Source organism: Bradyrhizobium sp. SZCCHNR1017 (assembly GCF_032381375.1).
Taxonomy (GTDB): Bacteria; Pseudomonadota; Alphaproteobacteria; order Rhizobiales; family Xanthobacteraceae; genus Bradyrhizobium.
The window spans coordinates 377,935-404,745 of the sequence record NZ_JAUHIR010000002.1 but is presented as its reverse complement, the minus strand read 5'-3'; the positions used below and the strand labels follow the sequence as shown (position 1 = coordinate 404,745).

At 65.4% G+C, this 26,811-nt stretch carries 27 protein-coding genes and 2 tRNA genes; 12 read left to right on the top strand and 17 right to left on the bottom strand.

All coding sequences use genetic code 11. The features are described 5' to 3' along the window. Positions 1 to 13: 13 nt before the first annotated feature. The 6 genes from QW863_RS07485 to QW863_RS07460 form a co-directional block, all read right to left on the bottom strand. Complete coding sequence (locus QW863_RS07485) at positions 14 to 331, bottom strand: hypothetical protein (protein ID WP_315714632.1); 318 nt, start codon at positions 329 to 331, stop codon at positions 14 to 16. A gap of 113 nt (positions 332 to 444) precedes the next feature. Then, positions 445 to 1,428 (bottom strand): transglutaminase-like cysteine peptidase, encoded by a 984-nt coding sequence (locus QW863_RS07480; RefSeq protein ID WP_315714633.1) that lies wholly within the window; start codon positions 1,426 to 1,428, stop codon positions 445 to 447. 301 nt (positions 1,429 to 1,729) lie between these two features. Further along, positions 1,730 to 3,064: an HlyD family type I secretion periplasmic adaptor subunit gene (locus tag QW863_RS07475; RefSeq protein WP_315714634.1), complete on the bottom strand. Its 1,335-nt coding sequence runs from the start codon at positions 3,062 to 3,064 to the stop codon at positions 1,730 to 1,732. A 1-nt stretch (position 3,065) separates the two neighbouring features. Next, positions 3,066 to 5,249 (bottom strand): type I secretion system permease/ATPase, encoded by a 2,184-nt coding sequence (locus QW863_RS07470; protein WP_315714635.1) that lies wholly within the window; start codon positions 5,247 to 5,249, stop codon positions 3,066 to 3,068. Positions 5,250 to 5,501: 252 nt separating this feature from the next. Beyond that, positions 5,502 to 7,031 carry a TolC family outer membrane protein gene (locus tag QW863_RS07465; RefSeq protein ID WP_315729346.1) on the bottom strand — a complete coding sequence of 510 codons (1,530 nt, stop codon included), beginning with the start codon at positions 7,029 to 7,031 and terminating at the stop codon, positions 5,502 to 5,504. Positions 7,032 to 7,646: 615 nt separating this feature from the next. Further along, a tRNA-Tyr gene (locus QW863_RS07460) sits at positions 7,647 to 7,732 on the bottom strand. Positions 7,733 to 7,948: 216 nt separating this feature from the next. Between QW863_RS07460 and rlmB the strand changes: the two genes are divergently transcribed. Continuing rightward, positions 7,949 to 8,779, top strand: a complete 831-nt coding sequence (gene rlmB, locus QW863_RS07455) for a 23S rRNA (guanosine(2251)-2'-O)-methyltransferase RlmB (RefSeq protein ID WP_315714637.1) — start codon at positions 7,949 to 7,951, stop codon at positions 8,777 to 8,779. 57 nt (positions 8,780 to 8,836) lie between these two features. Here rlmB and QW863_RS07450 read toward each other — a convergent pair whose 3' ends face one another. Beyond that, the gene (locus QW863_RS07450) at positions 8,837 to 9,301 is read right to left on the bottom strand and encodes a hypothetical protein (protein WP_315714638.1); all 465 of its coding nucleotides are present in this window, start codon (positions 9,299 to 9,301) and stop codon (positions 8,837 to 8,839) included. 57 nt (positions 9,302 to 9,358) lie between these two features. Continuing rightward, positions 9,359 to 9,820 carry a hypothetical protein gene (locus QW863_RS07445; protein WP_315714639.1) on the bottom strand — a complete coding sequence of 154 codons (462 nt, stop codon included), beginning with the start codon at positions 9,818 to 9,820 and terminating at the stop codon, positions 9,359 to 9,361. A 363-nt stretch (positions 9,821 to 10,183) separates the two neighbouring features. Here QW863_RS07445 and QW863_RS07440 point away from each other — a divergent pair, with 363 nt between their 5' ends. Both QW863_RS07440 and QW863_RS07435 read left to right on the top strand, forming a co-directional pair. Further along, the gene (locus QW863_RS07440; protein ID WP_315714640.1) at positions 10,184 to 10,669 is read left to right on the top strand and encodes a hypothetical protein; all 486 of its coding nucleotides are present in this window, start codon (positions 10,184 to 10,186) and stop codon (positions 10,667 to 10,669) included. A 193-nt stretch (positions 10,670 to 10,862) separates the two neighbouring features. Then, positions 10,863 to 10,937, top strand: a tRNA-Thr gene (locus tag QW863_RS07435). 53 nt (positions 10,938 to 10,990) lie between these two features. Here QW863_RS07435 and QW863_RS07430 read toward each other — a convergent pair. From QW863_RS07430 to QW863_RS07420, 3 genes are all read right to left on the bottom strand, one after another. Next, positions 10,991 to 11,587, bottom strand: a complete 597-nt coding sequence (locus QW863_RS07430; RefSeq protein WP_315714641.1) for a DUF2147 domain-containing protein — start codon at positions 11,585 to 11,587, stop codon at positions 10,991 to 10,993. Between the two features lie 172 nt (positions 11,588 to 11,759). After that, entirely contained in the window at positions 11,760 to 12,401 is a 642-nt protein-coding gene (locus QW863_RS07425) for a DUF3313 domain-containing protein (RefSeq protein ID WP_315714642.1), read from the bottom strand. Positions 12,402 to 12,650: 249 nt separating this feature from the next. Continuing rightward, positions 12,651 to 13,448 carry a TetR/AcrR family transcriptional regulator gene (locus tag QW863_RS07420; protein ID WP_315714643.1) on the bottom strand — a complete coding sequence of 266 codons (798 nt, stop codon included), beginning with the start codon at positions 13,446 to 13,448 and terminating at the stop codon, positions 12,651 to 12,653. A 109-nt stretch (positions 13,449 to 13,557) separates the two neighbouring features. Here QW863_RS07420 and QW863_RS07415 point away from each other — a divergent pair, with 109 nt between their 5' ends. Continuing rightward, positions 13,558 to 14,070: a hypothetical protein gene (locus QW863_RS07415; RefSeq protein WP_315714644.1), complete on the top strand. Its 513-nt coding sequence runs from the start codon at positions 13,558 to 13,560 to the stop codon at positions 14,068 to 14,070. Positions 14,071 to 14,134: 64 nt separating this feature from the next. Here the strand turns inward: QW863_RS07415 and QW863_RS07410 are convergent, their stop codons facing one another. Beyond that, a complete protein-coding gene (locus QW863_RS07410; protein ID WP_041750859.1) occupies positions 14,135 to 14,242 on the bottom strand; it encodes a hypothetical protein in 108 nt (35 codons plus the stop codon). Between the two features lie 180 nt (positions 14,243 to 14,422). On the opposite strand from QW863_RS07410, the gene QW863_RS07405 reads away from it, so the two are divergent. Then, on the top strand, positions 14,423 to 14,668 hold the full coding sequence (locus QW863_RS07405; protein ID WP_315714645.1) for a hypothetical protein: 246 nt from the start codon (positions 14,423 to 14,425) through the stop codon (positions 14,666 to 14,668). Positions 14,669 to 14,908: 240 nt separating this feature from the next. Here QW863_RS07405 and QW863_RS07400 read toward each other — a convergent pair whose 3' ends face one another. The 4 genes from QW863_RS07400 to QW863_RS07385 all read right to left on the bottom strand — a co-directional run bounded on the left by QW863_RS07400 (position 14,909) and on the right by QW863_RS07385 (position 17,331). Further along, positions 14,909 to 15,148: a DUF6719 family protein gene (locus tag QW863_RS07400; protein WP_315714646.1), complete on the bottom strand. Its 240-nt coding sequence runs from the start codon at positions 15,146 to 15,148 to the stop codon at positions 14,909 to 14,911. 220 nt (positions 15,149 to 15,368) lie between these two features. Beyond that, on the bottom strand, positions 15,369 to 16,082 hold the full coding sequence (locus QW863_RS07395) for a porin family protein (protein WP_315714647.1): 714 nt from the start codon (positions 16,080 to 16,082) through the stop codon (positions 15,369 to 15,371). 299 nt (positions 16,083 to 16,381) lie between these two features. Beyond that, positions 16,382 to 16,828, bottom strand: coding sequence for a hypothetical protein (locus QW863_RS07390; RefSeq protein WP_315714972.1), 447 nt, complete (start codon positions 16,826 to 16,828; stop codon positions 16,382 to 16,384). A 161-nt stretch (positions 16,829 to 16,989) separates the two neighbouring features. Continuing rightward, positions 16,990 to 17,331, bottom strand: a complete 342-nt coding sequence (locus QW863_RS07385; protein ID WP_315714648.1) for a hypothetical protein — start codon at positions 17,329 to 17,331, stop codon at positions 16,990 to 16,992. Between the two features lie 290 nt (positions 17,332 to 17,621). On the opposite strand from QW863_RS07385, the gene QW863_RS07380 reads away from it, so the two are divergent. Both QW863_RS07380 and QW863_RS07375 read left to right on the top strand, forming a co-directional pair. Then, complete coding sequence (locus tag QW863_RS07380; RefSeq protein ID WP_315714649.1) at positions 17,622 to 18,167, top strand: tetratricopeptide repeat protein; 546 nt, start codon at positions 17,622 to 17,624, stop codon at positions 18,165 to 18,167. Positions 18,168 to 18,312: 145 nt separating this feature from the next. Beyond that, positions 18,313 to 19,701 (top strand): serine hydrolase domain-containing protein, encoded by a 1,389-nt coding sequence (locus QW863_RS07375; RefSeq protein WP_315714650.1) that lies wholly within the window; start codon positions 18,313 to 18,315, stop codon positions 19,699 to 19,701. Between the two features lie 17 nt (positions 19,702 to 19,718). On the opposite strand, the gene QW863_RS07370 is transcribed toward QW863_RS07375, so the two are convergent. Further along, complete coding sequence (locus QW863_RS07370; RefSeq protein ID WP_315714651.1) at positions 19,719 to 21,311, bottom strand: S10 family serine carboxypeptidase-like protein; 1,593 nt, start codon at positions 21,309 to 21,311, stop codon at positions 19,719 to 19,721. 233 nt (positions 21,312 to 21,544) lie between these two features. On the opposite strand from QW863_RS07370, the gene QW863_RS07365 reads away from it, so the two are divergent. The 5 genes from QW863_RS07365 (at position 21,545) to QW863_RS07345 (ending at position 26,713) form a co-directional block, all read left to right on the top strand. Next, positions 21,545 to 22,228: a hypothetical protein gene (locus QW863_RS07365; RefSeq protein WP_315714652.1), complete on the top strand. Its 684-nt coding sequence runs from the start codon at positions 21,545 to 21,547 to the stop codon at positions 22,226 to 22,228. An 11-nt stretch (positions 22,229 to 22,239) separates the two neighbouring features. Next, entirely contained in the window at positions 22,240 to 24,393 is a 2,154-nt protein-coding gene (locus QW863_RS07360; protein ID WP_315714653.1) for an adenylate/guanylate cyclase domain-containing protein, read from the top strand. A gap of 161 nt (positions 24,394 to 24,554) precedes the next feature. After that, the gene (locus QW863_RS07355; RefSeq protein ID WP_315714654.1) at positions 24,555 to 25,334 is read left to right on the top strand and encodes an NAD kinase; all 780 of its coding nucleotides are present in this window, start codon (positions 24,555 to 24,557) and stop codon (positions 25,332 to 25,334) included. 124 nt (positions 25,335 to 25,458) lie between these two features. Then, positions 25,459 to 26,004, top strand: coding sequence for a response regulator (locus tag QW863_RS07350; protein ID WP_172107934.1), 546 nt, complete (start codon positions 25,459 to 25,461; stop codon positions 26,002 to 26,004). A gap of 124 nt (positions 26,005 to 26,128) precedes the next feature. Next, entirely contained in the window at positions 26,129 to 26,713 is a 585-nt protein-coding gene (locus QW863_RS07345) for an Hpt domain-containing protein (RefSeq protein WP_315714655.1), read from the top strand. The last annotated feature ends 98 nt before the right edge of the window (positions 26,714 to 26,811 follow it).

Here is a 26,811-nt window from a genome sequence, read left to right as displayed (position 1 = left end):
GCGGCAGATTGCCTCAGATGCGACTGACCACGCAGGCCACCGGTTCGTATTTGCGGAAATACAACAATGCCTGGTCACCGATGCCATCGAGCCACACGCCGCGGCCCGCATAGCGATAGCCGTCGCCCATCGGGACGAGACGGACCGGAATCGCACGGTGAGGATGGAGGTAGAGTTGCGCGGTAACGATCTCGCCCGGCGCGAGCACGGGACGAGAGCGCAGCACGTAGCTGCCGCCATTCTCGCAGGCGATCGAAAACGCAGCGCCCGGCAGCATCACCGCGTGAGCCTGTGCACCGCCGATGAATCCACCGATCGCCGACAGGGCCAATGCCCCGCAAACCATGACTCGCTTGATATTCACCGCGGCCCCCTGCTCGCCAGCTTCCCTGCGCGCATTAAGACCGCAAATGACCTCGGCTACAAGCCGTCCACCTGCGACATTCAGAGCAGCAGCGGCCGCCCCGGATTCCCGCCGCCGCCGATGTCGGCCTCCGCCGCCGGCGTGACGTCGCTCTCGCTTTCGTGGTGCGGCCGCTCGGCATAGGGCGCAGCGAACAGGCTGACGCCGCGGTGATCGATGGCAAACAGCGGCATGAAGGACTGCAGATCGCGGCCTTCCATCAGAGCGGCCCGCCGGTTGTCGAGCACGGACCATTTACCGTCGAGCCGCACGGCGACGACGGCGTGATCCTGCCGCACGGCGAGGTCCCGGACCAGCAGCAGCTTGAGATCCGATTCGGGCGTCCCCGCCGCCAGCAGCAGCGCGTATTTGGCAATCGCGTAGTCTTCGCAGTCACCGAGTCCACTGCGCAAGGTCTGCAGTGGCGAACTCCAGACGTCCGGCAGGCCGTGTTGCTGATCGTCGCTGACGTAGCGCACCGCTTGGTTGACGCCGCGATTGATCATTTCCGCGCGCGTGCGGCCGTCGCTCGCCGCAGACGCCGACCGGGTCAGCGCGACGAAGAGGCGCTCCGAGGCCGAGCAGCGCGCGTCATCGCGGTTGCAACGTTCGACCGAGATCCGCTCGCTCGCCATCGCGCCCTGAATGCCGCGCCACTTCACCCACAGCACACCCTCGGGTGCGCGGAACGTCATCAGGCCGAACGGCTCGTCGCTGGGAGTCGCGACCGCGGGTCCCTGCGGAGCGTCGCTGACTGATCCCGCAGGCCCGGCCGGGTCGGTCGATGCGACTTCCACAGCAGCGGAGGCGGAGCGACGCAGGCCGTCATGCTTGGCAAGCACGGCATTGATGGTGAAGAAACGGACGGGCGGCGGTACCGGCAGCGCGCCATCCGCAGTGCCTTGCGGAGATCTACGATTTGAAGTCTCGGCGAACGCAGCGCCGGCACAACCGGCCACGACCGACAACACCAGCGCAAGTCCCAGCGCGCGCGGGAGAACCCGCGGCCGATCGATCCGCAACATCAGTGACGCCCCGTATGCTCCGGGGCATCGGCCGACGTCATCGCGTCGATCCCTGTCCCGGTTGTTATCGGATCAGGGATAGGGCCGGCGCTGCTGCGGGCCGGTTAAACCGCGGTGATGTTCGCCGCCAAGCTGCGAACGCGACTAATCACGGCCGACCAAATCGCGTCGCATTTGAACGATTCAGATTTTGGCAACGCTGTCCGCCGCACGGGGCGCCCCGGATGAGCGCAGCGGCATTCTGGGTCACACGCGCTTTCGTGGAGAACCCGGGTTTCGGTGCGCTCGCGCGGACGCCTGCTCAGCGCTCGCGCAGCGCCTCGTCACGCAGCATGCGGGCGGGCTTGACCAGATAGTCCAGCACCGATTTCTTGCCCGTCAGGATCTCCACGGTCGCGACCATGCCGGGGAGGATCGGAAGCGGCTGCTGGGCGGTGCCGAGATGGTTCTTCTCGGTACGCACCATCACGCGATAGAAGGTCTCGCCGCGCTCGTTCTTGTCGCCCTTCTCATCGGTGATCGTGTCGGCACTGATGCGCTCGACGCGCCCGTGCAACGAGCCGTACACAGATGAATCATAGGCGCTGAGCTTGACCACCGCCTCGTGGTTGGGACGGATGAAGGCAATGTCCTGCGGACGGATGCGGCCCTCGACCAGCAGCGTATCGTCGAGCGGCGTGATCTCCATCAGGCTGGCGCCCGGCGCGACCACCGCGCCGATGGTGGTGACGTTGAGCTTGTTGACGATGCCGCGCACCGGCGAGCGCAATTCGGTGCGCCGCACCCGGTCCTGAGCCGACTTGATGTTCTCGTCGAGCACGGCGAGATCACCGCGGGATTTCGCGAGATCGTCTTCGGCCTGCGCGCGGAAGGCGGTGACGATGTTGAGCCGGCGCGAGCGCGCCTCCTGCACCGCCGCCTCGGTCTTCACGATGCTCGCCTGCACCACCGCGAGCTGGCCGCGCATGTCGGTCGCCTGGCGGTCGGCGCGCAGCATCTCGATCTCCGGCACCACCTTCTGGTCGAACAGCTTGCGGGTCAGTCCCAGCTCGCGATTGAGCAGCGCCAGCGTCTCCGAGAAGCGCTTCTCGGTGGCCCTGAGCTCGTCGATCTCCTTGCTCTTCTGCTGTTCCTGCTGCTGCACCACGTCGGTGTCCTGCGCGAGCTTGCGTGCATGGGCGTCGAACACCGCGCGCTCGGTCTGCACCGCGCGCGGGGCGTCGGCGACGAGGTCGTCGGGAAACTCGACCGGGCTGCGGCCCTCGGTCTCCGCCGCGAGCCGGATCACCCGGGCCGCCATCGCGCCGCGGCGCTCGCGGATCTCGCCGAACTGCGAGGCGAAATTGGTGTCCTCGATGCGCGCCAGCGGCTGATCCTTCTCGACGATCGCGCCTTCCTGCACCAGGAGGTCGGCGATGATGCCGCCTTCCAGCGACTGCACCACCTGGGTCTGGCGCGACGGCACGACCTTGCCGTTGCCGCGCTTGACCTCGTCGAGCACGGCGAAATGCGCCCAGATCAGGAAGGTGAAGAACAGGCCGAGCGAGGCGAGCAGCAGCATCCGCGCCGTCTTCGGCGTGCGCAGCTCGACGGCAGCCCTGATGTCGTTGGAGAACGCGAAATCGCTGTGCGCCATGTCACCTCGTCCCCTGGACCGGCTTCACCGCGTGGCTCGCGGCCGGCGCCGCCGCGGGCTGCTGCGGACGCAGCATGGTGAGGATCTGCGCGGTCGGCCCGTCGGCGACGATCTTGCCGGAGTCGAATACCAGGATGCGGTCGACCAGCGACAACAACGACGGTCGGTGGGTCGAGACGATGATGGACATCTCGCCTTTGGCCAGCGACTTCAGGCGCTCGAGGAATTCGCCCTCGCTGCGGACGTCGAAATGTGCGGTCGGCTCGTCGAGGAACAGCACGCGCGGCTTGCGGATCAGGACGCGCGCGAGCCCGATCGCCTGCTTCTGCCCGCCCGACAGGCTGCGGCCGCCTTCGGCGATCATCATCTCGTAGCCCTGCGGATGACCGGCGATGAAGGTCTCGACGCCGGCGAGCCGCGCGGCCTCCAGCACCTCCTCATCGGTCGCCGCCGGACGGCCGAGCGTGATGTTGTCGCGCAGCTTGCCGTAGAACAGGTCGGTATCCTGCAGCACGAAGCCGATGCCGGCGCGCAGATCGGCCGGGTCGTATTGCTGGATGTCGATCCCATCGATCAGGATGCTGCCTTCGGTCGGCGGATAGAACGCGGTGGCGAGGCGACCGACCGTGGTCTTGCCCGAGCCGACGCGACCGATGATGCCGATCTTCTCGCCGGGCTTGATGTCGAAGGAGACGTTGTCGAGCGCCTTGGTCTGGCTTCCCGGATAGGAGAAGCTGACGTTCTTGAACTGGATGCGGCCCTGGTTGATCTCGCGCGCGACGTAGATCTTCTCCGGCGGACGCTCACGGTCCAGCGACATCAGCCGGTCGATCGAGCGCAACGCCGACGTCGTCTGGGTGAAGCGCGTCATCAGGCCGGCGATGCCTGCGATCGGACCGAGCACGCGACCCGACAGCATGTTGGCCGCCACCAGCGCGCCGACCGAGAGCTTGCCGTCGAGGATCAGGAACACGCCGACGACGACCAGCAGCAGGCTGCAGAACTGGCTCGCGACGCTCGCCGCTGTCATCGCCATCGAGGCCCAGAACTGGACGTCCTCGCTGGAGCGCGCCTGCGCCGCCACCGAACGCTCCCACACCGTCTGCACCCGGCTCTCGCCGGCCACCGCGCGGACCGTCTCCATCCCGTTGAGCGATTCCACGAGAATGCCGTGACGCGCGGCGGATTGCGCCTGCATCTGCCGCATCGCGCGTTCGAGCGGCCGCTGGATCAGCAGCCCGACGGCGATCATCACCGGCAGCATCAGCAGCGGAATCCAGGCGATGGGACCGGCGATGATGAACAGCACGATGATGAACACGACCGCGAACAGCATGTCGGTCGCCGACACCACGGTGCCGGAGGTAAAGAACTCGCGCACCGAATCGAAGTCGCGGAGCTGATTGGCGAGGATGCCGACCGATGGCGGCCGCTTGTCCATCTTCAGCGACATCACGTGCTCGAAGATGTTCGCGGCGAGCACCACGTCGATCTTCTTTCCGGTCATGTCGATGATGCGGCTGCGCACCACCTTGAGCAGGAAGTCGAATCCGATGGCCAACATGAGGCCAACGCCGAGTGCGACCAGCGAGGGGATCGCGCCGTTCGGGATCACGCGGTCGTAGACGCTCATCGTGAACAGGGGCGCGGCCAGCGCCAGGATGTTGACGATGAACGCGGCGATCGCGACATGGCCGTAATTGGCGCCGAAGCGGCTGACCACCGACCAGAACCAGTGCGTCTTCGGCACTTCACCGGCTGCCGCCACGCGCGGATCGGCAATTGTGGCGGGCCGCACCAGATAGGCGAAGCCGACATACCGCGCCGCGACCGCCTCGAAGCGCTCGATCGCCGGCTGTTCGCGGCGCGAAGGATCGACGATGGTGAGACGGCCGGCGGCCTCGTCGATCGTCAGCAGGATGCGCGTGGTGCCGTCGTGAAACATCAGCACGCAGGGCAGCACCAGCGCGGGAATATCGCTCAGCGGCCGTTCGACCAGTTGCGCCTCGAGCCCGGCCCGCTGCGCGGCGCGCTCGTAGAGCGCGATGCTGAGCACGCCGCTGTCGAGCGGCAATCCGGACAGCAGCGCGCTGCGGCTCAGGGCGCGGCCGTGATGAGCAGCGAGGTAAAGCAGACTGTCACTGAGAGGATCAGCTGCTGGTGCGGCTGCGCTCATCTGGGGCATCACGTGCGCCGTCTCTTCGAGCTCGAACCTTGTCGGACGAATGTTCAACGACGCCTCGGAAATCCATCTGGCCCACCGAGCAACGCGGACCGGCACCCATTGCTTCTTGCTAATAATTTGCCTTAGCCTAATTCTTTGGCCCGCACTTGGCTTTTCTGAGATTTTTATAGGTGTTTCGCGACAAACTCAGCGCAAAGTAAATGCGTATGGTGAAAAGCCGGCGCGACATGCACCGGCTCTTGTTAGTCTCACCTATTTCGGCGCGTGCCCGTTGGGGCTCTGAGCGTATCCGCCGTATTTTCCGGACGCGACGAACAGCGTCGTATCCTCGGGATCGCTCGAGGCCCACCGATCGCCAAAGGTAATCGGCGCGGGATGCTTCGGCGTACCGTCATGCAGGCCGAACATCGGCACCGGACCGGCGGAGCTCAGCGGCTGCGGTCCGGGCGCCGGCGCACTCAGCCGAATGGGCGCCAGGCTGTAGCCGATGAAGCCACTCGGCGTGTCCACCGGCTCGGTCTCCGGCGGATGCCCGGTCTTCAGGTAGTTCAGCATCTGGCCCATCGCGGCGAGCAGCTGATAGTCGGCAAACACCACCACACCGCGCGCCGACACCAGCGACACGTTGGCGTTGAAGTACTGGTTCTGGGAGTTCAAGAGATCGATCAGCGTGCGCTGGCCGAGCTCATACTCCTTGTTGTAGGCGACGAACGTGCGGCGGGCCGCTTCGACATCGCGGACAAGAGCTGAGACGCGATCGGCGGTGATGATCCGGGCCGCCCAGGCCTTGTCGATCGACTCCAGCGCATCGCGCTGCAGACGAGCATGCTTCTGCTGCTCCTGGATCATCCGCTGCGCGGCTTCTTCGCGGCGCCAGCTGTTCTGGCCGCCGTTGAAGATATCCCAGGATGCAACGACCTTGCCGCTGACCTCGTCGTAACGATTGTTGTAGGTGATCGATTCCTTGCCGGTCGTCGCGCGGCCTTCGAGCGAAAGCGTCGGCAGGAAGGTGCCGGTGGTGGCATCGAATCCCCGCTTGGCGGCCGTCACATCCGCCGCGGCAGCGCGCAGGGTCGGATTGAACTTGTAGGCGATGTCGAGCGATTCCGCCTTGTCCCGCGGCATGTCGGACAGCCGGCCGGGGAAACGCAGGTTATAAGGCTCGACGCCGACGACCTTGCGGTACTTCGCGCGCGCCACTTCGAGGCTGAGACGGAATTCCTCGAGCACGGCCTGCGCTGCCGCAACCCGTTCCTCGGCCTGCTGCGTGTCGCCCTCGCCGGCCCGGCCGCCCTGGAAACGGGCCAGCACGTTCTTGCGCAGTTCGAGATGAACCTTGAGGTTCTTCTCGGCCAGAGCGACCAGCCTGGAGTAGCGCACCACGTCGACATAGGCTTCGGCGGCATCGAGACCAATCAGTTCGGTTCGCTCCAGCACGCGGTACGCGGCGGCATCGACCCGCGCGGCCTGTCGCCACACTTCATTGATCGAGGAAAAGCCATCGAACAGCAATTGACGGACCACCACGCCGGCCTCGCGGCCGCGCAGGTAGCGGCCATTGTTGCTCGGCGCCGGCGAGACATACTGCTTGAGCATCTCCGGTCCGGCGCTCGCATCGAGCCGGACCTGCGGCAGCAGCGTCCCCTGGGACTGGCGAAGCTCGGCTTCGGTGGCCCGCCGATTGGCGGCGGCCTCTCCGACACCGGGATTGGTCTTCACCGCCTGGTTGATGGCGTCCTGGATGGTGAACGGCTCAGCGCCCAATGCCGGGCTAAAGCTCATTCCCACAACACATATGAAAATGGGTGTATATACGATCTTCAACATAGGGAACCGATAACAAACCCGAGATCGGCTCGCAATGTGACTCGCCACATTTGCGGCGAAAAGCCGCCCGGTTGTGGCAGAATAGCTACGCTCCGCCATATTCCTCAGGGCAAAATTTCAAAATCTGAAGCGAAATCAACGTCGTGGGGATGACGTGAGGCTGAGGCGGTGATTTAAAGTCAGCTATTTATTTCATAAAGAAAAATCTCGCGTCAGAGAATGTCGAGTTTTTCGTGTTTATCTTCAATATGGACCGCTTCCGCGGCATTAACTGAGATGTCGCAGCCGGGGCCCTCAACCCGAGACGGCGGAACGGCAACAGGCGATCAGTCGCCCGCCATTGCCACGTCGGCCCCGCAGATGTCGGAAGCCTGGGTTCTGGCGCGTCGTCACGACAGCCGTGAGCGATCGCCGCCCAGGGATCGCGAACAACGAAGGATCCAATGAAGATCACGACCGGCCGGCAGACCCAGATGCGACCCATATATTTCGACGCATAGTCTGCAGGGAAGCAATGGCCAATGGGGTCCATTGTCCTCGAAAAATCTCGTGGAGCTGAGAGGCAGTGAATGGTGGGGGAGGCAGGACTCGAACCTGCGAAGCCATGAGGCGGCTGATTTACAGTCAGCTCCCTTTGCCACTCGGGACACTCCCCCGTATCGATGGCAATTCGGGCCGGCCGCGGAACAGCAGCGTCGGGACCATCAGCGCCATGGAGACGGTAAGACCGCGGGGCCCGAAGGAGCGGGCGCGCGCGGCCGGGGCCCTTATGATCGAACCCGGCCCTCGAAGTCAACCAAGGGACGACGAATTTTCCCGTCTCAGCGGTGCCAAATTGCCAGAATCCGCAGGCCGTGACAGAAGCTCGGGCCATGAGCGAACGCGATCGAAAGCCCCCTTTTCGCCGTCCGGGCGGTAAATTCTCCGGCAAACCGCGCGGATTCGAGCGCCCCCAGCCGTGGCGGGAGCGCGACCAGGACTCGGATGCCCCCGTCATTCTCTATGGCTGGCACACCGTGACCCTGGCGCTCGCCAATCCGAAGCGGCGGATTCGCAAGCTTTACCTGACCGAGAACGCCGCCAGGCGGCTTGCCGACGAGCGGATCGAGACGCGGGTGACGCCCGAGATCGTGCGCCCCAGCCAGATCGACCAGCGGCTCGGTCCGGACGCCGTGCACCAGGGCCTGTTGGCGGAGGCCGAGCCCCTGCCCTCGCCGGACATCGACACGCTCGCGGCCGAGGGACTGATCCTGGTGCTCGACCAGATCACCGACCCGCACAATGTCGGCGCAATCTTGCGCTCGGCAGCGGCGTTCGGCGTAAAGGCAATCGTGACCACCGCCCGCCACAGTCCGGAGGCCACCGGTGTACTGGCCAAGTCCGCATCGGGCGCCCTGGAGCTGGTGCCGATCATCACGGTGCAGAACCTCGCACGCGCGCTGACGCGGCTGAACGAGCGCGGCTTTCAGACGGTGGGGCTGGACAGCGCGGGCGAGGAGGACATCGCGGCGGTCGCCTTGCGCGAGCCGCTCGCACTGGTGCTGGGCGCCGAGGGCAAGGGCCTGCGGCAATTGACGCGCGAGACCTGCAGCGTCGTGGCGCGGCTCGACATGCCCGGCGCGATCAAGAGCCTCAACGTCTCCAATGCCGCCGTGCTCGCGCTCTATATCGGCGCGAGCCGGCTCGGCTTGATGTCAAAATGACGAAACGCCCGCGCGCATGAGGCGCACGGGCGTTGGCGCGAACGAACGTCCGTCTGATCAGTAATAGCGGCGCAGCACGCGCTGCCCGTGATAATAAGGCGAAGCGCCCCAGCGATAGGCGTGGCGGCGGTGATGATAGCTGTAGACCGGAAGCGCCTGCTCCTCATAGGCAGGATACGGCGCGAAGGCGCCAGGACCGCTGTAGGTCGGGCCCTGGTTGACATAGTAATACTGCCGGGTCGGCTCGGGCAGCCGCTCATAGCTCGCGCCGCAGGCGCCGCAGCCATGGCCGTAGGTGTAGGTGTAGCCGGGCTGATAGAAATATTGCGGCCGATACGTCACCGTGGGCTGGTACGTCACGGTCGGCTGATAGGTGACGGTCGGCTGATAGGTGACCTGCGGCGCGCACGGCGCGGCGTAGCCGCACGGGCCGCAGGCGGTGGCGCCGCAGGCCGCGGCCGGCGCGCTGCCGGCGACGGCGAGGCCGGCAATGGCGACAAGTCCTGAAACTACTCCACGCATAACTCTCTCCTGTTGATCTGTTCTTGCTTGGTCTGGCTGTCGATGGTGAGTTGCTGGCTAGCGGCGGTAGGCCGGCGGCCGATTGGGATAGCCGCGAGGATCACCATCGGGCGGAGCCAGGATGACGGCAGGCGGATACATCGGCACCGCCGGCTCCGGCGGCTGCATCTGGGATTGGGCGCCCCACGAGCGGGAATAGCTCTCGGCCGGCTTCGGCAGCTTGCGATCGGCCGGCGGCTCGATCTCCATCCGGCCATAGCCGGGCCTTGCTCCGAGGGTTGGATAGTAATGGCCAACATATGGCTCGGGCTCGACCGGCCGGCCGCCATAGATCGTCGGCTGCATGTAGTTGCCCCTGCCAAGACCGTACTGGCCTTCGACGACGGCGTAGGACGCATCGATGCCGTTGATGACGACGGGCACGCCGGGCCGCTGCGGAATGACGATCTCGAAGCCTTCGCTGGCGAGCGCGGCGGAAGACGCTCCAATCAGAATCACAAGAGCCGTTGTAGTACGCATGAATTCACGCCCCGGTTGCCATCCTACCAATACCGCAACGCGCGCCCCGATGGGTTAAACGCGCACATCAATCTGCTGGTAAGACTAACGCGGGAGCCACCATTCCGGGTTAAAGCCCGGGTGGGGTTCGAGTGCGAGGGTTAATGGCTGATCATCAGCCGATGAGCGACAATATTGCCAGCATCAACCCCGCTGCCCTGTCCGCAAGACTAACAGCCTTCGGGTCGGAGCAAGCCGGACCGCAACCGCGGCTCCGGCCTCCGAAGGCACTGGGCCTCATGCCGTTCCAAAACATTCCCGTCGCGGCGGGAACGACGGGGCCGGCTTGCGCTTAGCAGGTGGGGCGCAACGATGGAGTATTCCATGACACGATTTGCTATTCTCGGGGCTGCGGTACTCGCAACGGCGCTCGCCGGCCCGGCCATGGCGCGCGACGTGCACCACCGGCATATGAACCACCAGCAGGAAGGAATGATGCAGCACCGGCACATGGCCCGCCAGGACGGGGCCATGATGCAGCAGCGCACCGATACCGGATGGAACAACAACGGCTGGGATCGCCGCAACAGCGGCTTCTGGCCGGCTGACGTCGCCGCTGGAGCGGTCGGCACCGCTGCCGGCATCGCAGGCGCAGCCATCGGAACCGCCGGCGCCATCGCGACCGCGCCGTTCCGCACCGCGGATGCCTATGCGTACAGTCCCGGCCCCTCTTACGGCCAACCGAGCTATGATCGCGGCCCGAACGGCTATTATGGCGACTGGAACAGTTACGCGACCCGCAACGGCCTGGTCTGCCGCCCCGGCACCATGTTCAAGGGCAGCGACGGGCTGATGCACATCTGCCAGTAAAGATCGAGCCGGAGCGGCTTCGACGATCGGCTCCGACAGGGGCGGCCCAACGGCCGCCCTTTTTGCTGGGCTGATGGCAGAAGCGGCGCTCACGCGGGGAGTAGCCGGACTGCATCAACTCTGGTAGGAACACCGCGCTTCGCGAGACCTCGTCGCAAACTGACGACGAGATCTCCGCCACCAATGTGCATTCGCCGGCTTAGCTCAGCGGTAGAGCAGCGGTTTTGTAAACCGAAGGTCGGGGGTTCAATCCCCTCAGCCGGCACCAGCTTCCGTGAAGTTGGGATTTGCTGCGGCAATGGCTGTCACCGGCTTTAGGCGTCAATTCGCCCTCGTCCTGACCGCGGGTTTGGCGATGCCGGTCGCCGACGGCGGCCTGGGCGCAGTCCACTCTGGATCCGGCAACGGCCCGCCGCCCTCGCCGGTCGCTCCGATGAGTTGGCCGGGCACCTGATCCGTGACCAGCACCCAGCCTTGCGTCGCGCAGAACAGCCCGAGCAGACAGCCCTTGACCGCCAGCATCTTCGGGCCCTCGCGCCAGATCGAGACGGCATAGGTCTTGCCGTCCTCGGCGTTGTAGACCTCGCCGCTGTGGCGGCCTTCGGCGTTCAGCTTCAGGCCGAGCAGCATCTGGTGGCCCAGCAGCAGACGGCCGCGCCTGGCCGGATCGGGATTCAGCCGGTCGCGGAACGGCTGCCCCTTGGCATCCGCCGTCGCCTTCATCCACACGATGTAGCCGCAGACGCGGTCGGCCATCGCGCCACAGCGCTCGACGCGGACGCGGGCGCGGCCGTCCTCGGTCAACCATGTGCCGAACGGATCGCCGACGGGAGCGGCGTGACCGCGGCCCTCCGCCATCGACAGCAGCAGGCCGACGACGATGCGTAAGCCGACGCGCAGAACGAATCTCAATGTCATGTCCAGGGACCTCACTGTCTCCATGGCCTCGAGCCACGCGCTCGTACGGCCGGGTTGACGTCACCGCTGACTGCCCGAGATCTGGCCGTGCCCTCGATGCCAAAGCGCGCACACGAAGGCGCCCCGATGCGGGGCCATCTGCCCGCGCGACGCGATCGTTCGCACGGCCCGCTCACTGGAGCTGCGCGACCAGGGCCTCGGCGCCCTTGTCGATTCCGGCCTCGGCGGCCGCGAGCGCACCAACGCTGGCCTTGATGTCGTAGGGCGAGGGATATTGCTTGCTGACGAAGGCGCTCAGCAGTCGCCCGCTCGCGGCATCGAAGATCTCGGCCGCGTAGAATACCGAGCCGGTCAGCAGTCCCTCACCGTCGCGTGCACTCTGCACGCCGTTGTAGAGGGCTCCCGCGAGATCAAAGCGCGAGGCGGTGCCGAGCACCGGCGTGTTGGCGACGGCGCCGGTCAGGGTGAGCCGCACGCGCAGCGTATTCGGCCCCCGCTGATGGACGATCTGGAAGCGCGCCGAGAGACTTTCCAGGAAACGCCGCTGCATGTAGGCGGCGAGCGCAGCCTTGTCCCGGTCGGACATGTCGCCGAACTGATGATCCGCGCCGCGATAGATCACGACCGGATCGAGCGTCACCTTGTCGTAGCTGCGCCAGTCGGTGGCAGTCCCGTAGCGGTAAGGCACCCGGCCCGATGGATCGGATGTGTTGGGCGCCAGATAGTGCGCCGACGCCACCCCGGAATAGGCCACCGGCGTCACCGTGTTGCATCCGGCACAGAGGCTCGCGGCGATCGCCGCGAAGCCAGACATCGGAAATCGACTCCTCATCCCCTCCTCCACGATTGCGGCGCCGTTGCCAGCGCGTCCACATGGCCACCTCAATAAACCGACCAGACGGTTTGTAAATACGAAATCGAATGAAATGAATTGTTCACACGTCGATGCGGTCGGCACGGGACCTCCAGGAGGCATCGGCGGACGGAAGTCGGACGGCAAGCCAGCCCGACTTCGCTCAGATCGAACCGTCCAATGATGGAGATGGCGCCGAGCTCGAGCGTGTCATCGCTCCCCGGTCGTCCCGACCTGCCGGAATGTGGTCCATTGTTGGTCGTCGAGCAGGCGGGCAAACAGACGGTCCAGATCCGGCTGCTCCAGCGGCGAGACGCGCAGCATCGTCATCAAGGCAAGCCCACGTGCCGCCGCCCATCGCAGGACCGCGAGATCAGCGTCATCGGCCTCGCCGCGGATCTCGGCTACTCTCTCGGCATCCTTGGCACGGGCATCGGCCAGCAATCCCGGCTCCTGGGCGAGCGCCCCGAGCATGGCCTGAGCCACCGAATATTGCTGGGCGATCAGCTCCCGCGAGATCGCAATCTGCGTCGCGAGTTCGGGCTGATCAGCCGCTTTGCCGGCTCCAGCCCTGTACCTGCTGGCGAATTCGTCGAAATGCAGGAATTGCTGTTCCAGCAGAGCCTTGAGCACCGCTTCCTTGTTGGGAAACTGGTGCATCAGGCCGCCCTTGCTCAGCCCGCTCTCGCGGGCGATGGCGTCGAGCGTCAGCCGCCCCGGACCATCGCGGGCGATGATGGTGAGGGCGGCGGTGAGCGCGGCCTTGCGCGACCGCTCGGAGCGTGAAGGGTTGTCCATCGAAGTCTGCGAAGTGCCCGGACGGTGCACGAAGGTTGCGAGCAGATGATGCCCCGAAGACCGGGGCGGCTCGGCCATAGGGGCGAGCCGCGCTCCTCTGTCAAGAAGAGCTCCGGAAAAACGCCGCTTAGGAACCATCTGTGCGGGATTGGATTTCCGGTATCGCCTTTCGCGGGTGGGGGACGAAACGAGTTCAGACTGTGGCAACATTGTTGTCACATCTCACCTAGAACTCCTGCTTATCCCCAGAAGTCACTGGTCTTCAACTTGATTTCGTCAGCCGCTTTTGTTGCAATTGAGGCATCGGGGGACAAGCGTCATGACGTGGAAGGAAGAGCGTGATGCGCTGATCGCGCAGACCATGGCCTTTGTGCAGTCTGTGACCGGCAAGCCGGCCGACTTCGCCCAGTTCGAGCTGCCTACCGTTCCGGTCGGCACCCCCATCACACCGCAGCAGGCCGGGGCCGGTCGCCCGACGCACGCCGCTGTCGAGCACGTGATCGCCAACACCGTTGAAACCGAGGCACGTCGCGGCGGCAACGTGCAAGTCGCAATCCCCAATGCCGTGGGGGAGCCTGCAAGGCCGAGAGCGCCCGACGCCATTGCATCCGAGGCTTCGTTCGCCGCCCCGAGCCCGGTCCCTGCGGAGCGTTTCACCAGCATCGCCTCGCAGCTCGATCTCCAGCGCGACATGCAGGCGGAGATTCGCGCCCGCGTCGCGCGCTTCCGGGCCCATCAGGAGCGCTTCAATCGGGAGCGTCAGGAATATTTCAGCGCGACACTCGCGCGCCTGAAAGCATCGGCCGGACGGAGCGCCCTCCCTGAGGACTAAAGGCGACCGCGCTGAGGATCTATGGCCGAGGGTACACAAACATATCCGCAATCGCCGCGCCGGCTCACAGCCAGGCGCACAGCAGCGCCACATTGGCGACGAAGGCGAGCAGCAGCCCAAAGGCGAGCGTCAGCTGGATCCGCCCGCAGAAGATGTGGAGATCGGTTCCCATGGGCTTAACCATCTGGCGATTCTAGCCCCGGAGTCCCACGGATTCTTTTTTCAAAAATTTAGGACTCGTTTACGACTCGGCCGCCCGAAAAGGCCCCTTTCCTGCCCCAGGCGCGCCAGTGTCTCGCTGCACGTGCCGTTCATTCTCGGTTCATCCTTCGCTTCTCTGGAGCTGTTTGGAATGCCCTACGCGCTGTTTTGCAACGACGCCAAGTTGAGCAAGGCCTATCCGACCGAGGGGGATGTCTGGCGGCTGGCGCGGCAGAGCGGGCTGGTGGTGGACGTGATGATCAATGCGCGATCGACCGCGCATCTGCAGCTCGACAATGATTACGAGATCCGGCCCTGCGCCGCCGAGCCCGAGGAAGATCCCTGGCAGAACCGTGCCGAAGCCGAGCAGGAGTTCAACATCCCGTTCGCATCCTGAGCGGCTGCGGCGGAAGCGCGCCGCGGGTGATACTTCTCGGGTGATACTTATAGTCTCTGTGCGCTGCTGTCCCCGAGCCTCGCCGTGCCTGGACGGAAGCCGCCGGCAGAAGACATTCACGTCTTCATGCCAGTCCGGTCCCGCGGACGACTTGCCTTCATCAAGGATTTTTCGACAGACAGACCCGCGATCAGCGGGCAGCCGGAGCTGCCCGCTGGAAGGTCGCCATGAAGCCCGTTCTCAGGGCGTCGCCGTCGCCAGCGATGCCGTTTCGGCCGGAAGGGCGACACAGGCACGCTTGCGGCTGACACCGCGGATCGCACCGGTCACCTTCAGCACCTTGCCCGACGGGCAGGACGCGGTTTGCACCAGCGCCACCTCGTAGGGGGCCAGCATCAACGGTTCGGTCTTCAGAACGGTCTGGGCGGAGCACGGCAAAACAGCCGCCGACAACAACAGCACGGACACCAAGATACGCATGTGGGATGATCCATCAAACCGGCGCACCGATAATATCAACTGATGGCGAAAGTTTCACGAAGGTTTGAAAATTTTTTCGCACTGCGTGAGCGATCGCGAAACCATCGCCAGCCAACCACCGGAGAGCAACACGCCCGCACCAGACGGCGCGGGCGTGTTGGAATTGAGGCGTGATCCGCTTCCAGCCGAACGCCGCCGGCCGCGGGCTCGGCGATCTCGCTTAGTACTTGCTGGCGGCTGGTCCGCCCCAGCCGAAGCGGTAATTCACGCCGACCTTGACCGTATGCTCGTCGCTGTTGAAGCGGCTGCCCACAACCGGAGCCGGCCCACCCGTGAAGGTCGTATTGCCGAAATTGTAGTACTGGTATTCAGCCTTGGCCGACCAGTTCGGCGCGAACATGTATTCGAGGCCGGCGCCGACGGTGTAGCCGTCCTTGGTATTGCCGGACGTGCTGAAGCCCGTCGGCACGCCGGCGACGCTCACCCCGAGATTGTTGCCGTCCCGCCAGGCATAACCGCCCTTGGCATAGAGCAACGCCGGTCCCCAGGTGTAGCCGAGACGGCCGGTGACCGAGCCGAGCTGGTTGGCGCCGGTCGAGGTCACGACCGCAGCCCCCGGGAAGCCGAAATTGGTCGTATTGCGATCCATCCAGCTGTACTGGGCTTCGATGCCGAGCACCCAGTTCGGGGCGAACTGGTAGTCGAAGCCGCCCTGCACGCCGCCCAGGAAGCGGCCGTTGTTGCCTTCCAGGCTGTTATTGCCCGCGAAGGCGCCGCCGAGGTGACCACCGAGATAGAAGCCGGTCCAGTTGTAGATCGCCTGAGGCGGCGTGTAGACCGGCGCCTTGGTGTAGGTGCGCGGAGGCATATCGGCGGCGAAAGCCGGGGCAGCCAATGTGGTCAAAGCCACTGCACTGAACAAAAACCGCTTCATGGGACGTCCCCGTTATTCGTTTGCGACATCTATCGAACATCATGGCCGCATTTGGGTTGCCCGGTGGCGGTGACGCAGCTGTGATTGCCGCTGCGGTGTCACCAGAGGGCAACAAAGGCCTTTTGTTCCATAGGCTTCCCGAATATTTCGTGAAGCTGACGCCTCGCCCGATATTTGGTCGCCGCGAGGCGACAAAGCGTTCGGTCCATCCCCGATTTGTGATCGGGCAAGCGGCTTGGCAAGGCGCTGCGACGACGTGGCAATCCTTCGAAAACGCCGGGACCTGAAAACGCCGCGGTCTAGCGCGTGAGGCCCGCCAGCTCCGGGAATGGCGCGTAAGTCGACCCGGCACAGAGCTCGCCGGCATCCTCGACCAGACGGTCGAACCGGCCGTCGACGAACACCGCCGCGCGCTCCTGCGCCGGACGGTAGCTGCCGTCGGACTCGCGCGCCGCATAACGGAGGCAGCTCACATAGCGCAGCCGGCCACCGACCGTCCATTGCACCGGCTCCGCCATGACGCCGTCGCGCACCCCGACCGGATTGTTCAGGTAGGTCCTGAGATAGGACAGGATCTCGCTGCGGTGGTTGGCCGGAAACGGCTGGCTGCCGACGCCGCGATCGCCGGTGTAGGAGATGCCGCGATTGTCCTCGCTCATGAACGCGGCGGGACCTCCGCTGGCGCACCCCGCCAACAGCAGCGCCAGCGCGGTTGCCGGCCACCAGCTCGTTCTCCCCATCCCCAGGCGCCCAACTCTTGAAAGCCAATCCCGCGGCCGTTCTAGCTCAAAGCCAGAGGCCGGGAAATCCGTCCCGGCTCACGCCTTCGTCAAGCCGCTGCCGCCGGAGCGCTCTGGCGCGCTCCGGCGGTCAACGACCAGATCGGCTCTGCGCGGCCTTGGCTAGATCAGCCGCGGCGGGTCGCCGGCGTCACGCGCTTGAAGCTCACCTTGTTGTGATGGCCGAGATGCGCCACGTGGCGATGCTTGTGGCGGACAAGCGAGGCATGCGGCTTGGTCTTCGTCTTGCCGACGGTGGGCTTCATCTCGTTCGCCTTGTCGCCGGCCTGCGTCGCGCCCGGCTTGGTGGCGTTGGTCTTGGCCGCATCGGTCTTGCTCACATCGGTCTTCGCGGTGCCAGTGGTCTGGCTGGACTTCGCGGACGTATCGGTTTTTGCAGCACCAGCAGCGAATGCGGGCGCAGTCAGGATCGACGCGGCGAGCAGCGCAACAGACATTGACTTCAGCATGGTCGTCTCCGTGATGTGAAGATCTGGAGGCACCATCCAGTCTGGATGGGCTCGTGATCATGGAGACGACGATAGGGAACCGGCACTGAACCCACCCTGAAGTAAAGCGCTGTTTTCGGTTCATGGACATGAAGGGATAGTCATCGAGGTGACTGGTCTGTCATCATGTCGTCCGTATAATGCACCGATCGCGGCGCAAAATCCGCGCAAATGGCCGGGAATATTTCGCAGCTGCGGGAGTTCTTCCCCGTACGCAGTCACCTGTTGGATCGACAACTCGGGAGATACGAATGAAAAAGTCTGCGCTCAGGATTGCCACGCTGGCTCTGTTCTCGATGGCCGTGGCCTCCGGGCCGCTGCTTCTGTCGAAGGCCTATGCCGCGGGCAGCGATACCCCGTCGTCGCCGCCGGCGTCGGATTCGGGCAAGAAGAAGAAGGACAAGAGCTCGAGCATCGAAGATCCGAAGTTCCTGGCGGCCTATCGCACGGCCTATACCTCGATCTATGATCGCGGCGACTACGCCACCGCGATCCAGCAGCTCAAGGCGCTGAACCGCGAGGACGTCGCCGACGTTGCCAATCTGATCGGCTACTCCTATCGCAAGCTCGGCAACTACCAGGCCTCCAAGCAGTACTACGAGCAGGCCCTGGCGGATGATCCGAACCACGTGCGCACCTGGCAGTACTACGGCCTGTGGCAGCTCGAACAGGGCAACCGCGAGCAGGCCAAGTACCACCTCGACAAGGTCGCGCAGCTCGCCGGCACCAACAGCCCCGAATATCGCTCGCTGGCCGACGCGCTCGAGAAGCAGCCGGGCACCGGCCTCGTCTACTGACGACGCGATCGGACCAGCTCCGATCTCGAAAGTGGCGCAACCCGAAAGGGTTGCGCCATTTTCGTTTGTCCGCTGTCGTTGATCCGTTATGGATGAAACCTCGTGCAGACCATTTTCATCAGATTTTTGAATGGGAGATTGCCTCGTGGAGTCCTGGCTTGGCGCAGCACTCGATTACATCAGGGATTGGCTGGCCTTTCAGGTCGCGGTCTCCGAGCAACCCGGTTGCATTATTGCGATCGCCCATCGCGGTGAGATCGTCCTGGAGGCGGCCTTCGGGCACGCCAATCTCGACAGCGGCGAGAAGCTGACGCCGCGGCACCGCTTCCGCATCGCTTCGCACACCAAGGCGTTCACCGCCGCCGCCATCATGCGCCTGCGCGAGCACAAGCGGTTGAAGCTCGACGACACCGTCGGACAATACGTCAAGGATCTGCATCCGGATGTCGCCGCGGCCACACTGAACCAGCTGCTGTCGCACACGGCAGGCCTGATCCGTGACGGCAAGGATTCCGGCCAGTTCACGGATGGCCGGTCCTATCTCGACAAGGACGAACTGCTGGCCGAGCTGAAGCAGCCGCCGGCGATCGATCCCAACAGCCGGTTCAAATATTCCAACCATGGCTACGGCCTGCTCGGCATGGTCATCGAGGCGATCACCGGCGAGCCCTACCCGGCCTGGCTGCAGCGCGAGATCATGACGCCGCTGGCTTTGCGAGAAAGCGCGCCCGACATGACGCTGCTCGGCAAGAGTGTCCCATTCGCGCGCGGCCATTCACGCGTCGTCCCCGTGGGCCGCCGGGTCGTGATTCCCGGCGACAATCCGACCAACGCGATCATGCCGGCAGCGGGCATCGTCGCGACCGCGGCCGACACCGCCCGCTTCTTCGCCCAGCTTGCCCCGAACGCGAAGAAGAGCCTGCTGTCGGTCGCTAGCCGGCGCGAGATGGTGCGCCGGCAATGGCGCGTGCCCCAGGACGTCGAAGAGGCCTATTACGGCCTGGCGCTCATGAGCGGGACAACGGCCGGCTTCGACTGGTTCGGCCATGGCGGCGGCTTCCAGGGCTACATCTCGCGGACGTCGGTCATTCCCGCCCGCGACATCACGATCACCGTGCTGACCAATGCCGTCGACGGCTGGGCACCCGGCTGGGCCAATGGCGTCAAGTTCATCCTGCAGGCCTTCGCCACCCACGGCGCGCCGTCGCGCAAGACGCGCGACTGGACCGGCCGCTGGTGGACGCTGTGGGGCGCCGTCGATCTCGTCCCGTTTGGTGACAAGGTCATGGTCGCCAATCCGGTATTCATCAACCCGTTCCTCGATGCCGCCCGCATCGAGGTGACCGGACGCGACACCGGGCGCATCGTGCACGCGGCCGGCTATGCCAGCCATGGTGAGGCGGTGCGGCGCGTGCGCACCAAGTCCGGCGTCAGCGAGATCTGGCTCGCCGGCGCACGGGTGCGGCCGGAGCGCGTGGTGAAGGCCGAGATGGAGCGGAAATATCCCAAGGGCCGGCGCAAGAAAGACTCATAGCCCGGGTGTCGCTGCACTCATCGGGCCTCCTCCCTGCCCTCCTTCATCAACGCCTCGGCCTCGCCGCGGAAGGCTTTGCGCGCATCGTCGCGGGAATAGAACATGTGGCCGCCCGGATAGACCACGAGCTTGACCCGCGGCGGCCGCGCGAAGGCCGGCAATTGGTCGAGCAGGATCTTCGAGCCGTAATATGGCGTGGCGAGATCGAACAGGCCGTGGCCGACCAGGAGTTTGAGCTTGGGATCGAGCGCGAGAATCTGCCGGAGTTCGCCGGTGGACTCCGGCGGGTTGGTGCCCTTTCCGAAATCCCATGACCGGTTCACCGCCCCGCTCAACAGCTCATAGGAGCCGTCGGGGTGCCAGTTCAGCTTGCGTGTCGTCAGCTCGACCGCGGCGCTGGTCAACGGCGCGGTGAGCACGTCCCCGGATGGATCGGAGCTGCGCGAGCGGCTCGAATCCGGATAGGGATCGATGCCCAGCACCGAGCCGTCATAGCGCCCGGTGATGCGGCCGTTCTTGCGGTCGAACTCACGGCGAAACTCCGAGACGTCGAAGCGGCCGGCCAGCCTGCGGCTGACCACCTGGTCGATGCCGGTCAGGGTCGCGACCCTGTCGGCGAGCCGATTGGTGGCTTCCGTATCGGCCTCGCCTTTGACGAGATCGAGCAGGAAGTCGCCGCTGGCGTAACGCTCGACATCGGCAAGATCGGCGCGGGTCACCGGCCCCTTCATCTGCTTCGCGACGGCCGCATAGCTCGGCAGGCTCGCGACATATTGCATCAGGCTCGAGCCGGAATAGTCGCGAAAGTCCATCAGCGGCGACAGCAGGATCAGGCCGCTGATGCCGATGCCCTGGTCATGCTGCAGGTTGTTGACGATCTTCGGACCGCGAATGCCGCCATAGCTCTCGGCCGTGATGAATTTGGGCGATGCGAGACGGTCGTGCTTCTCCAGCCAGCGACGCACCACGAGCGACAGCGAACGCACGTCGCCGTCGACCGAGAAGAACCGTTTGCGCACCTCGTCGCCGGTTGCGACGAAACGGCTGTAGCCGGTCCCGACGGGATCAATGAACACCAGATCGGTAAAGTCGAGCCAGGTGTCTGCATTCGGCATCAGCTCCAGCTTCGACGACGGCGTCACGCTGGCCGCGTCGATTCCGATCCGCCACGGACCGGCATTGCCGAGCTGCAGATAGGCGGACGAGGCACCCGGCCCGCCGTTGAAGAAGAAGGTCACCGGGCGGCTGGCGCGGTCGGCGCCATCGAGCTGATACGAAGTGTAGGCGATGTCGGCCTGCGGCTCGCTCTTGTCGTCGAACAGGCGGATCGAACCGGCAGTCGCCGTGAACGACAGCGTGCGGCCGGGCAGTTCGAGCTTCTGTGTCGTGGTGGAGTCCGGCGGCAACTTGTGCTGCTCGGCGGTCGATGCTGAGCCGGGCGGGCTGGCGGCGCGATTTCCGGCCGAGCCGGTGCGATGCGAGCCCGGCGCTGCGGCGTCGTGCGCCGCCGGTGGCGCATCCTCGGCGTGCAGGGCCGGGCTGGCGAGCAGTGCCGTCACGGTCAAAGCCATCAGTCTCGGCCACGCGACGGACGATCTCATCCCTGCCATCAGCTCACTCCCCTAGGCGCTTGGCGCAACACGCCACCTCTGCAAGGGCATGAACCGCGGCTTGGGAGCAAGCTCAAGCAACTCTTCCGTGATCCAAGTCACATCCGCACCAGTGCCTGTTCCCCTCAGGTGTGTTATGGGCTCGAACCTCTCCATCGCCTCCGACGTCCCATCACTGGGACACCCAGGTTTGGGGCAAGAGGCCGCCGCCGATTGCGATCACGGAGTTCATCATGAAGTTGCCGACGCTCATCATCGCAGCCCTCTCCGGGCTCGCCGGACCGGCCGTGATCGGATCGCCGGCAGCCTGGGCCGGTCCGCCAGCGGCGCTGGTCGAGGACGTCCAGGGTGATGTGGCCGGCGCCGAGCTGATGGACTATGTCGCGCCCGGCCAGGTGATCAAGCTCGGCCCGGATGGCGCCGTGGTGATGAGCTACCTCAAATCGTGCCGGCGCGAGACGGTCAACGGCGCCGGCAGTGTCACCGTCGGCCCCGGCGAAAGCACGGTCGACGGCGCGACGCTCAAGAGCGACATCGTCAATTGCGACGCCAGCCATGCACAGGCCACCTCGCGCGAGACCAGCGAGGTCGCGGCGACGATCGTGCGCAGCGTCGGACCGGACAGCGCGCCGGTGGCGCAGGCGATCATCTACAGCGCGTCGCCCATCTTCGAGGCCAAAGGGCGCGGCACGCTGACCGTCGAACGCCTCGACCAGCCCGGCGAGCGCCAGCAGGTCGAGCTCTCGGGCCGGCAATACAAGGGACGATTCTACGATTTCGCCGGCACCAGTCACCCGCTCACGCCCGGCGGCACCTATGTCGCGAGCTTCAGCAACTTGCGCATCGTGTTCAAGGTCGATGCACAGGCCAAGGCAGGCCCCGGCCCTGCGGTCGGGCGATTGATCCGGTTCAACTGAGCCGAAAGCTCTTGTCGGTGGCGATCGGACGCCGGACGCGCGACGCGCTTGCCGTCATCGCCATCGCGCTGGCGTGCGCGGGCCTGTTCGTGTCGCCCCTCTTCGAGCGCGGCCGCGGCCTGTCGCTGGATGCGCTGACATGGCTGCGCTTCGAGACCTTCGGCAACCGTCACGATGCAGCAGCGAGTCCGGCGGTGGTGATCGCGGTCGACGAGGAGAGCTACCAGGCGCCCCCCTTCAAGGGCGCGCCGCTGTTGACCTGGACCGGCGAGATCGGGCGCGTGCTGACGGCCGTCCTCGACGGCGGCGCCAAGGTGGTCGGCTTCGACATCGTGTTCCAGACTTCGATCGAGCAGTCGGAGATTCCGCTCGGCGACAGCACTCTCGGCGAGAAGACGCGCGGCTTCGATCGCGACTTCCTGCGTGCGCTCGCGGCCGCGGCCGCAGGCGGCAAGGTGGTGCTGGGCGAGATCTTTGCCGAGCCGCCGATCCTGCCCGCGCCCGGACAGCGCATCGCGGTGCGTCAGCAGCAGAACCTTCGTCCGCTCAACACCTATACCGACAGCGACGATGTCGTCCGCCGCCATCCGCTGACGCTGTCGGTCGACGGCAAGGCCGTTCCGAGCATGGCGCTGGAATTGGCGGGGCGCGCAACCAGCACCGCGCCGGTCATTGCCGCCGATGGCGTCACACTCGGTGCGTACAAGGTGCCCGGCAGCGTGCCGAGCACCATGACCCTGAATTTCGCCGGCGGCGCGCAGGACATTCCAACCTATTCGTTTGCCGACTTGCGCGCCTGCGCGCTCAAGGGCGACAAGGACTATTTTCGCCGCGAGTTCGCCGGCAAGGTCGTCCTGCTCGGCACCGTCGGGATCGAGGATCGGCGGCTCACCTCGAAGCGCTTCGCAACCCGCGCCGAGGGCGCGCGGCGGCCGCGCTGCGTTCTGGACGAGCGCAGGATCTCCGAGACGTTCGCCCGCAGCACCATTGCCGGCGTCTACATCCACGCCACGGCGGTGAACAATCTGGTTCGGCACGACGCGATCACCGAGCTCGGACGCCCAGCGATCTTCGCCATCGCCGCAACCATCGCCCTGCTGGCTGCGCTGCTCGCCCGATTGCTGCGCCCCGCCTCTGCAGCGGCAATCCTGGCAGGGCTCGCGCTGCTCTATACCGCGCTCGCCACCATCCTCTTCGACCATTCTTACGGGCTGCCCTTGACGGAGCCGCTCGCAGCCGGCGTGCTCGCGCTGGCTGCGACCACCGGCTATCGTTTCATGGTCACCGACAAGGACCGCAGGCTGCTGCAGAAGAGCTTTGCCTATTACCTCGCACCGCACGAGATCGACCGCATGCTCGCCTCGCGCCGGCTGCCGCAGCTCGGCGGCGAGACCCGCGAGGTCACCGTGTTCTTCTCCGACATCGAGGGCTTCTCGCGCCTCGCCGAGCAGATGACGCCGGAGCAGCTCATGGCGCTCACCAACGAATATCTCTCGGCCATGACCGACGTCATCGAAAGCCACGACGGCTATGTCGACAAATACATCGGCGACTCCGTGGTCGCCGTGTTCGGCGCTCCGCTCGACGATCCCGACCATGCGCGCAGCGCGGCGCGTGCGGCGCTCGACTGCAAGGCGAAGCTCGCCGAGCTCAACCATTCGTCGACGGCGTTCCAGGGCATCAAGGTGGCACAGCGCATCGGCATCAACAGCGGCGCCGCGCTGGTCGGCAATTTCGGTTCGCAACGCCGCTTCAACTACTCCGTCATGAGCGACGCCGTGAACGTGGCCTCGCGGCTGGAGGGCGCCAACAAATTCTACGGCACCACGATCATCGCCTCCGAGAGCACGGTGGCGCTCGCCGGCACCGAGTTTGCCTGGCGCGAGCTCGACACCATCCGGGTCAAGGGCCGCGAGCAGTCACTGAATATCTACGAGCTGCATGGCCGCGCAGCCGAGCTCACGCCGGAGGAACAGGCCCTCCTCACCAGCTATGCCACAGGCCTTGCGCACTGGCGCGCCGGCGAGCTGCCGCAAGCGGTCGACCGCTTCGCGCAAAGCGCACTGAGCGATCGGCCAAGCCACTTCTTCGCCGAACGCGTGAAAGCAAGCTTGGCGACCGGATCCCTGGCCTGGGACCCAGTGCGCAGCCTGCAGGAAAAATGACGCCACGATGACTTCCGTGCGTGCGCGCACGTCCGGGCCATATCAGCCTCATCCCGGCCCCATTGCCCCAGGATACCGGCCGCGATGGACAAGCACGGGCAAGGTCGGCTAGACGACACGGCGCCTGTCACCGGCCAACCGACCAGCGAGCCCTGCGACGCATGACCACGTCCAAGCGATATGAGCGGATCGCCTTCGTCGCGAGTCCGAGTGCCGAAGCCCAGGCCGCACTGACGCAGCTCTCCGCGCTGTACGGCAACTCCGATCCGGACCTAGCGGACGTCGTGGTCGCGCTCGGCGGCGATGGCCTAATGCTGCAGACGCTGCACGACCACATGCGCTCGGGCAAGCCGATCTACGGCATGCATCGCGGCACGGTCGGCTTCCTGATGAACGAGTTCAGCACGATCGATCTGCACGGACGGCTCGAAGCGGCCCAGGAATCGGTGATCCATCCGCTGCTGATGCGGGCGACCGATGCCGCGGGCGTCGTTCACATCCACCACGCCATCAACGAAGTCTACCTGTTCCGCCAGACGGCACAGACGGCGCGGCTGCGCATCCTGATCGATGAGCGCGAGCGCATGCCGGAGCTGATCGCCGACGGCGTGCTCGTCGCCACGCCCGCAGGCTCCACCGCCTATAACCTCTCGGTGCAGGGCCCGATCCTGCCGATCAACGCCGCGCTGCTGGCGCTGACGCCGATCAGCGCGTTCCGGCCGCGTCGCTGGCGCGGCGCCCTGCTGCCAAACACGGCCTATGTGATCATCGAGGTGCTCGAAGGCGACAAGCGGCCGGTCGCGGCGGTGGCCGACCATGACGAGGTCCGCAACGTCCAGCGGGTCGAGGTGCTCTCCGACAAGACGATCTCGATGCGGATGCTGTTCGACGCCGGCCACAGCCTGGAAGAGCGGATCCTGAGCGAGCAGTTCGGCTACTGACATCGGGCGGTTTTCCGCGCCTTTTTGCTCCGTGGCCGCCCTGGGCAACGCTTTGTTAACCCGCGGCTCCGTATGGTTAATGCGGGTATACCGCCATCACCGGTGATCCCTTCGGGCCGGCCAAATGTACCGCATCGACTTCAACAAGCTGCGCTTTCTCGTCTGCGACGACAATCCGCACATGCGCCGCATCCTGCGCACGCTGCTGCATTCGTTCGGCGCCCGCGAGGTCAACGAGGCCGAGGACGGCGCGACCGCGCTCGAGATGTACACTCATTTTTCCCCCGACATCGTCATCACCGACTGGGCAATGCCGATCTTCGACGGCCTCGAGCTCGCGCAGATGATCCGGCAGCCGGAAGCCAAGGGCAATCCCTACGCGCCGATCATCATGCTGACGGGACATTCGGAGAAGCGCCGCGTCACCGTCGCGCGCGACGCCGGCGTCACGGAATTCCTCGCCAAGCCGATCTCGGCCAAGGGCCTGTATCAGCGCATCCTCAACGTGGTCGCCAATCCGCGGCCCTTCATCAAGACCAAGACCTATTTCGGCCCGGACCGACGCCGCAACACCAACACGGCCTATATCGGGCCGGAGCGCCGGATCGGCGGCGAGGCGGAGATCTTCCAGCAGCCGTCACTTCTGGATAAGGCGCGCTCCGCAGTTTAGGGGCGCGGCAGTGAGCCCGCGTTAACGCAATCGGGGGATCGGCGCCCAGCGCGCCAAGGTCCTCGGCTATGAATCGGGGCAATGAGTCGATTTGCGTTGATCGGCATCATCAGGGGATATCGAGATGGCGAAAGACAAGGCCCCGGCGGTCCAGGTCAAGACCTACGCCTCGCATCACGTCATCACCCAGCCCAATCCGCTGAAGAAGGTGCTGCGCCGCGCCGAGGAGAAGGATCTCGACGATCCGATCGCACGCGCGGAAGCCGCGCTGGCCGGGCTGTCCGGCGAGTTCAAATCGTGGATGGACACCGAGGCCGATCGTCTGACCGAGGCCTATGCAGCAGTGCTCAAGACCGGCTTCGACGACGACGCCTGCGAGGAGATGTTTCGCGCCGCCCACGACATCAAGGGCGACGCAGCGACCTTCGGCTATCCCGCCGCTGCCGAGGTTGCCGATAGCCTGTGCCGGATCATCGAGCACGCGCCCGACCTCGAAAAGGTCCCCGCCGAGCTGTTCGAGCATCACGTCAACGCCATCCAGGCGATCGTGCATGATCATACGAAGTATGACAGCGCGACGGTCGCAGGCGAATTGAGCCGCCGGCTGCGCCGCGTGGCGGACGACTATCTGATCCAGGTCAACCGCAACCGGCCTGAGCATCTCGAAGCGATCCTGGCGCCGAGCCTCGTGCCGAGCGATCAGCCATAGGCCGGCAGGCCGCTCACTATCCATGCATTCCATCGCAAGATCGTTGGCCACCATCCATCCTGGCGTCATTTCGGGGCATCGCGCAGCGATGAGCCCGG